Origin of the sequence: Amycolatopsis acidicola (assembly GCF_007713735.2) — a bacterium.
Classification (GTDB): Bacteria; Actinomycetota; Actinomycetes; order Mycobacteriales; family Pseudonocardiaceae; genus Amycolatopsis_E; species Amycolatopsis_E acidicola.
The window spans coordinates 40,023-48,356 of record NZ_VMNW02000072.1; the positions used below are offsets into that span (position 1 = coordinate 40,023).

An 8,334-nucleotide genomic window follows, 5' to 3' on the forward strand; every position below is an offset into this window, starting at 1 on the left:
GGCAAATGGCTACCGACCTCCCCGCTCTCGCCCCGGAACGCGTCACGCATCGCGGGCGCGGCACCGCGCTGATCGTGCTCGCGTCGGTCTGTTTCGGCAGTTCCGGCACGATAGCCAAACCCGCGATGCTGGCGGGCCTTTCGCCGGAGCAGGTGGCCGCCGCGCGGATCGGTCTCGCGGCGCTGGTCCTGGTGGCCGCGGCGGCGGTGTTCCGGCCCCGGCTGCTGAAAGTGCGGCGGCGAGAATGGCCGTTGCTGATCGGGTACGGCCTGCTCGGGGTCGCGGGCGTGCAGTTGTGCTATTTCGTCGCTGCCGGGCGGTTACCGGTGGGCGTGGCGATCCTGCTGGAGTTCACCTCGCCCGTCCTGATCGCGCTGTGGACACGCCTGCGCGGCACGAAACTCCCCGGCCTGATGTGGGGCGGCATCGCGCTCGCGATGATCGGCCTCGCGCTCGTCGCACGGGTCTGGGACGGGCTGAGCCTCGACGCGGTCGGGCTCCTCGCCGGGCTCGGCTCGGCGGTGTGCTCCGCCGGTTACTTCCTCCTCGGCGAACACGGGGCCACCACGGGAGATCCGCTGGGCCTGGTCACCTGGGGCATGCTCGTCGGGGCCATCGTGGTGTGCGCCGTCGCGCCGCCGTGGACGCTCCCGGCCGCCGTGCTGGACGCGCCGGCCGAGCTGGGCCCGTGGCATCCGCCGGTGTGGGCGCTGCTGATCGCCGTCGCCCTGTTCTCCACGGTGCTCGCGTACACGCTGGGCACCAGCGCGCTGCGGCACCTGCCCGCGTCCGTCGCGTCCGTGGTCGGGCTGCTCGAACCACTGGTCGCCACGGCCACCGCGTGGGCGCTGCTCGGCGAATCGCTCAGCTGGCTCCAGGTGCTGGGCGCCGTCATCCTGCTCGGCGGCGCCGCCGTCGTGCAGAACGTCCACAGTAGACAGTCAGCTCAGGAACAGCTCGGCGTGGCACAGGCGAGCCCCGCCAGCGCCCCGTAGAACACGTCGGAGATCTTCGCCGGGTCCGAGGCGACGAACGTGTGCCCGCCGGTGGCGGCGGTGATCGCCCGCAGCTCGCCGGGGTCGACGCCGGTGCCCAGCCCGATCCCGATGATCGGCAAGGGGCGCCGGGGATCCTGCAGTTTCGCCAGTTCCGCCAGCAGCTGCTCGCGGGTGATCCCGTGGGAGTCCTCGTTGCGGCCGTCGGTCATCACGATCACCAGGTTCAGCCTGCCGGCCTGCCATTCCCGCCGCGCTGTCCGGTAGGCGGCGAGCACCGAGTCGTAGAGCCCGGTCTGCCCGTTCGGCGTCGCTTTCAACGCGCGCAGCCGATCCGGAGCGCCCGCCGCGAGCTGCGCGCTGATCGTCGACATCGGCAGGATCTCCCGGTAGTCCTTGTCCCCGTCGAGGTTCGTCGAGAAGATCCACGCGCCGAGTTCGGACGTGGGCTTGAACAGGTTCAGCGCCCGCGCCGCGGCGTCCGCGGTCAGCTGCATCCTCGTCTTCCCACCGGATCCGGGCACCACCGCGTTCATCGAACCGGAGACGTCGATCAGCACCCGCGCCCGCGAGCTGAGGTTGACCTTGGCCCACTGGTTCAGCGCCGCCGTCAGGTCGTCGTCCGACGGGATCGCGGCCAGCGGCTGATCCGGGCTGGTGACGTGCGTGTCCCCGGGCCTGCTGATCAGCGTGCGGCCGTCCGGGGTACGCAGCCCGGCGGCGGCGAAAGCCTGTTGCGCCTCCGGGGCCTGCAAGGCACGCAACAGTTTCGCGGCCGCCACACGCTGCGCGTCCCCCGCGTTGTTCAGCACCGCGAACGGGAAGTCCAATGAGGGCACCGGTTTCGGCGGATAGGCCGCCACCAGCTGGTCGCCGGTGGCCACCATCGAGTTCCGGCTGTTGTAGTTCAGCACCGACGCCTCCGACGCCGGGAGCGCGCCGATCGACTGCTTCGAACCGCCCGCGCCCGGCAGCCGCGCGTACAGGTCGTCCACGCCGGGCAGGGTGATCGGCGACAGGCGGCGCAGCGCGGCGGCGGAACCGGCCACCGGGTCGGCGCCAGGGGGAAGCGCTTTCTGCGCGCCCAGCAACGCCGAGATCCCGACCGGATCCTGGCTGGGGTCCACCATGCCCATCGTGATCGACGAGGCGAGCAGCGCCGGCCATGACGGCTGTTTTCCGGGCCACCCCAGCGATTTCGCCGCCTGCTCGGTCAGCGCGAACACCACCGGCGAGGACGCCACCGAGGACCCCGACTCCGGCACGTCGGCCGCGCCCGCGGTGTTCGTCTCCCGCAGCCGCACCGTCGAGTCCGGAATCCACACGTCGGGCCTGCGCGTACCGTCCGAAGTGGACAGCGACTGCGCCACCGCGGCCGAGTCCCGCCGGTCCACCTCGAACCGGAAGCACTGCCCCGCGGCGACCTGTTCCCCCGTCTCGGCCACCACCCCGGCCACCTCGGGCGTGGCCGCGATGTGCACGACATCGGTGACCGGGCAGCCGTCGTCACGCGTGGTGAGGGCGACCGTCACCCAGCTCGCGGCGCCGAGGACGAGCACCAGCGCGATCCCGAGAACCACCTTCCGCCGCCTGGACCCGGTGGCGGACCCGTGCTGTCCCACCGGCACCGCCTCCTGCGGATCGCGCGAGCCGTCGCCATGACCTCGTAAAGATTAGAGCGAAAACGGGCGCGCGGATGCGCCGGTGGCAGCAGTTTCCCTTGCTCCATCAGGAGTATCACGCGAGCGCCTCGGCAGGGGCGAGCCGCGCGGCCCGCGCCGCCGGGTACGCGCCCGCGAGCGCGCCGACCACCGCCGCGACTCCGGCGCCGCCGAACAGCGCGAACGGCGGCAGCACCACCGGCCAGTGCTGGGTCAGCGCGTACCCCGCCGTCACCGCGACGCCTGCCAGCACCCCGGCCAGTCCGCCCAGCAAGGACAACAGCACCGACTCCGCCAGGAACTGCCCGCGTACCTGACGTCTCGTCGACCCGAGCGCGCGGCGCAACCCGATCTCGCGGCGCCGCTCCAGTACGGAAATCACCATCGTGTTCGCCACCCCGACCCCGCCGACGAGCAGCGCCACCCCGCCCAGCGCCAGGAACAGCGCGCTGTACGAGGAGTCCGAAAGGCGTTTCGCCGCGAGCGCCTCGGACGGCCGGGTCACCTTGACCTCGCTCGGCGCCTGCGGGCTCAGCGTCGCGCCCAGCACCGAGCGCACGGATTCCACCTGGGACTCCTCCGCGCGCACGTACACCGTCGTCGGATGCCCGTTGAACCCCAGCCGGTCCGCGGCCGCCTGCCAGCCGACGAGCGCCGAGCGCTCGATCTCCGGCGCGAGCGGCATCGCGTCCAGGATCCCCACGACCGTGAACCACTGGCCGTCGAGGTACACCTGCCGCCCCGGCACGACGATGCCGAGCCTGGCGGCGGCGACCGAGCCCAGGACGACCACCGGGAACCGGGAATTCGCCGTGTCCAGGAAGCTTCCCGCGTGCACATGTCCATTGAGGACACCCAGGAGCTCCGGCCCCGCCGCGAGCACGCTCAGCCCGGACGTGTCCGCGGCGTCGATGCGGTCGGTCCGCCGCACCGTCGCGGACGTGTGCCCGGTCGCGCCGGTCGCGGTGACCGGGCCGATCCGCGCGGCCATCGCCACGGCTTCGACGGGCAACTCCGCCTGCCCGCCGCCGAGCATCCGCTGCCCCGGCTCGGCGTGCAGCAGGTTCGTGCCCAGCGCCGCGAGCCGGTTCTGCAGCGCCCGCCCGCTGGACGCCGGGATGCTGACCACGGCGACGATCGCCGCGATGCCGATCGCGATCCCCAGCGCCGACAACACCGCGCGCAACGGCCGCGTGCGCAGCCCGTGCGCGCCGTGCGCCAGCAGGTCACCCGGCCCCAGCCGGACCGGCCTCGGCAGCGGTTCCGCCACGGGCACCGCGGTAAGCGCTTTCACGCCGGCCTCCCGTTGTCGGCGCGCAGCTCCCCGTCGAGCACTTCGAGCCGGCGCGGGATCCGCTCGGCGATCTCCCGCGAGTGCGTGATGACGACGACCGTCGTGCCGTCCTCGTTCAGTTCCGCCAGCAGGTCCAGGATCCCGGCGCCGGTGGCGGTGTCCAGGTTCCCGGTGGGTTCGTCGGCGAGCACGATCGGCGGGCGGGTGACCACCGCGCGCGCGATGGCGACCCGCTGCCGTTCGCCGCCGGACAGCTCGCCGGGCAGGTGTCCGGCCCGGTGTCCGAGGCCGACCCGCGCCAGCGCGTCGCGTGCCAGCTGCGCGCGGCGGCGCCGGGGCACCCCGGCGTAGGCGAGCCCGGTGGTGACGTTCTCCCTCGCCGTCATCCCCTCCGTCAGGAAGAACTGCTGGAAGACGAAGCCGATCCAGGCCGCCCGCAGCGCGGACAGCCGCCTGTCCGGCAACCTCGCGACATCGTGCCCGCGCACGGCCACGTTCCCGGCGCTCGGCCGGTCGAGTGTCCCCATCAGGTGCAGGAGCGTCGATTTCCCCGAGCCTGAAGGCCCGACGATCGCGACCATTTCGCGGTCCCCGATCCGCAGCGAAACCCCGCGCAGCGCGTGCACCTCGCCGGGATAGGTCTTGCTCACGTCCGTCAGTTCCAGCGCGGCCGTCATGACGTCGTCACCACCCGCTGGCCCGGCCGCAGGTTCCCGGTCACCTCGACCAAACCGCCGGAGAACAGTCCTGTTCGGACACCGACGAGCTGGGATCCGTTACCGGTCACCACTTCCACCGCCATCCCGCCTTCGGCCAGCGCGAGCAAAGCGCCGACGGGCACCGCCAGCACGCCCGTTCGCGTGCCGGTGGTGAAGGTGACGTCGACCGGCGCCGACGTGAGCCGCCCGGCGACGCTCTGGTCGTCGAGGGTGACGAGCACGTCGACGGTCGCCTCCTCGCCCTGCTCCCCCGGCGTCGCCGTGGTTCCCGCCGACGCGACCACCCCGCGGGTGCGTCCGCCCCCGGTGACGGCGAGCTCGACCCGGTCCCCCTGCCGGGCGAGGTTCTGTTTGCTCACCCCGAGTTTCACCGTCACCACGCGGTCGGTGCCGGTCAGCTTCAGCAGCTCGCCGCCGGCCTGGTCACCGACCTGGGCCGTGACCGAAGCGACCCGGACCGCGCCGGTCCGCACCACGACCGCGTCCGGCGCCAGCGAGCCGGTCTGGTCCAGGCCCGCCGCGCGTTGCCAGCGCTTCAGCGCGTTCGCGGTGGCTTGGGTGAACTTCGTGTCGGGCGTGCCGAACCCGGTGTACCCCAGCGCGCGCAGGTTGTCCTCCAGCACCCGCACGTCCTCGCCATCGGTCATGCCGAGCGCGAGCTGCCGGTACAAAGGCATTGTGCCGTACCAGAGTTGCACCGGCTTGGCGTCCACTGTGTACAGTTCCTGGCCGCGCTGGAGCACGGCGCCCGCGGCGGGCAGGCCGGTGATGGTGCCCCCGCGCTGCCCGTTCAGGGCCCGCTCGGTGCCGTAGCCCAGGGTGCCGTCCTCGGTGTCCTGCTCCGCGAGGTCCGTGCGCACGACCTCCGCCGTCGCGGGAGCCGCGGGCCCGGCCGGCGCGGCCGCCGCCGGTTCCGCGCTCACCCTGGCGAGGACGACGGCCGTGCCGGTGCCGAACAGCACGAGCGCCAATGCCGCCGCGCCGACCCAGCGAATGCGGCGCAGACGGCGCCGCCGTTCCGGCCCGGCGCTCATTTCCCGGCTCCGTTGCTGTGCGTCTCGCCGCCGACACCGCCGGCCGGCTGGCAGGCCTCCATCGCCGCCCGCACCTTGTCCTGGTCGGTGGCGCTGTTGTTCTGGATCTTGATGCCGGGGTCCTCCGCGGTCGGGTCCGGCACGTCGACCCCGTGCTCCCGCAGGCATTGCGCGACCTTCCGCTGCTTGTCCAGGTCCTCCGCGCTGACCGGCGCCGCCGTGCCGCCGTTGGGCAGCAGGGATTTGCACGCCGCGTCCGCGGCATCGGCCGTCGACTTGTCCGTGCCGTCCGGGATGGTGATCCCGATCCCGCCGCCCCCGGTCTCCGGATCGGGCATGTTCACCCCGTGCTCGCGCATGCATTTCGCGTACGCCAGCGCCTTGTCCTCGTCCGTCCCGCCTTGCTGCGCGCTCGTCGTCGTGGCCGGTGACGACAGCGACGCGACCTTGTCGCCCCCGTCCTTGCTCCCGCACGCGGTCAGTACCGCGAGCGCGACCGCGGCCGGCACGAGCATTCGTATCCGCATCGTCTGCTCCCTTCGCTCGGGAGCCAGGTCTAGCGGGCGCGACCGCTGGCGGCGTTAAGCGAAAACGTTTATCCAGCGCTTACCCCGGGCGGCGCAGACTGGATCCGACGGAGGGCGGTGGGGATGCGCGTACTCGTCGTCGAGGACGAACGGCTCCTGGCGGACACGATCGCCGAAGGGCTGCGGCGCCTGGCCATGGCGGTGGATGTCTGTTATGACGGAGACACGGCCATGGAACACGTGGGCGTGCACGGATACGACGTGGTGGTGCTGGACAGGGACCTCCCAGGCACGCCCGGCGACACGATCTGCCGGGGGCTCGTCGCGGCCGGCGGCGAGGCGCGGGTGCTGATGCTGACCGCCGCCGCGGGCATCGACGACCGGATCTCCGGGCTCGACACCGGCGCCGACGACTACCTGACGAAGCCGTTCGCGTTCGGGGAACTGGTGGCCCGGCTGCGCGCGCTGGCGCGCCGCGCCCGCCCCGCGCTGCCGCCGGTGCTTTCCCGCGGCGGGATCGTGCTGGACCTGCCCCGGCACCAGGCCTCCCGCGACGGACGGCACCTTCCCTTGTCCCCCAAGGAGTTCGCGGTCCTGGAGGTGCTGATGCGAGCTGAGGGCACGGTGGTCGCGGTCGAGGAGCTGCTGGAGAAGGCGTGGGACGAGCACGCCGATCCGTTCACCAACGCCGTCCGCGTCGCGGTCGGCACGCTGCGGCGCAAGCTCGGCGAACCGCCGGTGATCGAAACCGTGCCCGGCGCCGGATACCGGCTCGGGTCATGACCCGGCTTTCGCTGCGCGCCCGGTTTTCGCTGATGTTCGGCGCGCTGTTCCTGCTCGCCGGGGCGATCCTGCTGCTGGTCAACTACGTGCTGGCGGCCCGGTACCTGCCGGACGGGACCACGTTCAGCGGTTCACAGGCCGCGCCCACCGTCGCCGGGCAGACGACGGTGAGCGAGGGCGCGCCCGCGGTGGGCAATCCCGAGGTCATCACGTCGATCGACGACTACCGCCAGTCCGCGGTGCGCACGCTGATCATCGTGTCCGGGTTCGGCCTGCTGCTGACCGGCGCGCTCGCGATGTTCCTCGGCTGGCTGATGGCGGGCCGCGTGCTGCAGCCGGTGCACGCGATCACCGCGACCGCGCGCAGGCTCGAAGCGGGCAACCTGGAGAGCCGGATCAACCTCGACGGGCCGCCGGGCGAGCTGAAGGAAATGGCCGACACCTTCGACAGCATGCTCGACAGGCTCGCGGCGTCGTTCGACAGCCAGCGCCGCTTCGTCGCCAACGCCTCCCACGAGCTGCGTACACCGCTGGCCGTACAGCGCACGCTCGTCGATGTCGCGATGGCGGACGAGGAGGCGAGCCCGGACCTGCAGCGGCTCGGCCGGCAGCTGCTGGTGACCAACGAACGCAGCGAGCGCATCATCGAGGGCCTGCTCGTGCTGGCCCGCAGCGACCAGGGCCTGGCCAGCAGCGGGCCCGTGCGCCTGGACGAGGTGACCGAGCACGTCCTGGACTCGATGAGCGGACTCGCGGCGCGGCACGAGGTCACCCTGCGCCGGTCGATCACCGCGAAAACCGTTGCGGGGGAAGAGATCCTGCTCGAACGGCTGGTGACCAACCTCGTGCACAACGCGATCATCTACAACGAGCCGGGCGGCTGGGTGCACGCCGGGGTCGACGGCGCGCTCGTCGTCGAGAACACGGGGCCGGCGGTGCCGGCGGAGTCGCTGCCCGGGCTGTTCGAGCCCTTCCGCAGGCTGGCCGGCGACCGCACCTCCCACACGAACGGCGCCGGGCTCGGCCTGTCCATCGTGCGCTCCATCGCCACCGCGCACCACGGCTCCGTCCGCGCCGAAGCCGGCGCGCACGGCGGCCTGCGGATCACCGTGGAACTGCCCGGACCGTCCTGACCGGACCCCCACCCCACGTGTTGGCCCCTCCCGCGCGCGACTTGGCCACCCACGCACGTGTATTGGCCGCCCACGCCCACGAGTTGGCCACCCGCCTCGGCATGGCGGCCCACCACTTCGACCGGAACGGCAAACTCCCGGGCGGGAACGGCAAACACGCCCGCGGGGGCGGCAAACACGCCCGGGCG

Annotated in this window: 8 protein-coding genes; 3 read left to right on the plus strand and 5 right to left on the minus strand. The window is 72.6% G+C overall.

The genetic code is table 11. The annotated features are described in order from the left end of the window. Positions 1-5 precede the first annotated feature (5 nt). The gene (locus FPZ12_RS33710) at positions 6-995 is read left to right on the plus strand and encodes an EamA family transporter (RefSeq protein ID WP_144750682.1); all 990 of its coding nucleotides are present in this window, start codon (positions 6-8) and stop codon (positions 993-995) included. Here the strand turns inward: FPZ12_RS33710 and FPZ12_RS33715 are convergent. From FPZ12_RS33715 to FPZ12_RS33735, 5 genes are all read right to left on the minus strand, one after another. Further along, a complete protein-coding gene (locus FPZ12_RS33715; protein WP_243770170.1) occupies positions 947-2,575 on the minus strand; it encodes a substrate-binding and VWA domain-containing protein in 1,629 nt (542 codons plus the stop codon). The genes FPZ12_RS33710 and FPZ12_RS33715 overlap by 49 nt on opposite strands. A gap of 157 nt (positions 2,576-2,732) precedes the next feature. Continuing rightward, a complete protein-coding gene (locus FPZ12_RS33720; RefSeq protein WP_150980606.1) occupies positions 2,733-3,950 on the minus strand; it encodes an ABC transporter permease in 1,218 nt (405 codons plus the stop codon). Further along, the gene (locus FPZ12_RS33725) at positions 3,947-4,627 is read right to left on the minus strand and encodes an ABC transporter ATP-binding protein (protein WP_144762301.1); all 681 of its coding nucleotides are present in this window, start codon (positions 4,625-4,627) and stop codon (positions 3,947-3,949) included. Before FPZ12_RS33725 ends, FPZ12_RS33720 begins: the two co-directional genes overlap by 4 nt. Continuing rightward, complete coding sequence (locus tag FPZ12_RS33730) at positions 4,624-5,703, minus strand: peptidoglycan-binding protein (protein ID WP_144762304.1); 1,080 nt, start codon at positions 5,701-5,703, stop codon at positions 4,624-4,626. The genes FPZ12_RS33725 and FPZ12_RS33730 overlap by 4 nt, the downstream gene beginning before the upstream one ends. Next, complete coding sequence (locus FPZ12_RS33735; RefSeq protein ID WP_144762307.1) at positions 5,700-6,230, minus strand: hypothetical protein; 531 nt, start codon at positions 6,228-6,230, stop codon at positions 5,700-5,702. The genes FPZ12_RS33730 and FPZ12_RS33735 overlap by 4 nt, the downstream gene beginning before the upstream one ends. 123 nt (positions 6,231-6,353) lie before the next feature. On the opposite strand from FPZ12_RS33735, the gene FPZ12_RS33740 reads away from it, so the two are divergent. Continuing rightward, complete coding sequence (locus tag FPZ12_RS33740) at positions 6,354-7,013, plus strand: response regulator transcription factor (RefSeq protein WP_144762310.1); 660 nt, start codon at positions 6,354-6,356, stop codon at positions 7,011-7,013. Further along, positions 7,010-8,146: a sensor histidine kinase gene (locus FPZ12_RS33745; RefSeq protein WP_144762313.1), complete on the plus strand. Its 1,137-nt coding sequence runs from the start codon at positions 7,010-7,012 to the stop codon at positions 8,144-8,146. The genes FPZ12_RS33740 and FPZ12_RS33745 overlap by 4 nt, the downstream gene beginning before the upstream one ends. Positions 8,147-8,334 lie beyond the last annotated feature (188 nt).